The 636-nt window shown below is 74.2% G+C and carries 1 protein-coding gene; it reads left to right on the top strand.

What is annotated here, in order from left to right; all coding sequences use genetic code 11:
• A partial coding sequence (locus tag ND747_RS16570) for an acyltransferase domain-containing protein (RefSeq protein WP_251734503.1) occupies positions 1-636 on the top strand: 636 nt, incomplete at both ends.

The following is a 636-nucleotide window of genomic DNA, read 5'->3' as shown; positions in this document are numbered from 1 at the left end:
CACATCGCCGGCGCCCTCACCCTCGACGACGCCGCCCGCATCGTCGCCCTGCGCAGCCGCGCCCTGACCACCATCCCCACCCCCGGCGCGATGGCCTCGATCAACCTGCCCGCCGCGGACCTCACGACCCTGCTGACCCCGGGCCTGTCCGTCGCGGCGGTCAACAGCCCGGCGACCACCATCGTCGCCGGCGACGAGGCGGAGCTCACCACCCTGCTCGCCGACGTGCGCGCCCGTGACGTCCGCACCCGCCTGCTGCCCGTCACCTATGCGTCGCACTCGCCGCAGGTCGAGGCGATCCGGGATGACCTGCTCGCCGCGCTCGGTGACATCACGCCGCAGCCCACCACGATCCCGATCCTGTCGACCGTCACCGCCGACTGGATCGACCCGGACGCACTCACCGCCGACTACTGGTACGACAACCTGCGCCAACCCGTCCGGTTCGAACCCGCCACCCGAGCCCTGCTCGACGCCGGCCACGACCTGTTCATCGAGATCAGCCCGCATCCCGGTCTGACCACCGCGCTGGCCGAAACCCTGGATGTGCGGGCCGCCGCCGGCACCGACGGGTCGGCCAACGGCGCCGCCCACGCGGCGGGCCGCGGGCCCCTCGCCGGCCCCGAGACCCTGGGC

Origin of the sequence: Frankia sp. R82 (assembly GCF_023716925.1) — a bacterium.
Taxonomy (GTDB): Bacteria; Actinomycetota; Actinomycetes; order Frankiales; family Frankiaceae; genus Frankia.
The sequence above is the reverse complement of the archived record's forward strand: the minus strand, read 5'-3'. Positions and strand labels throughout refer to the sequence as shown.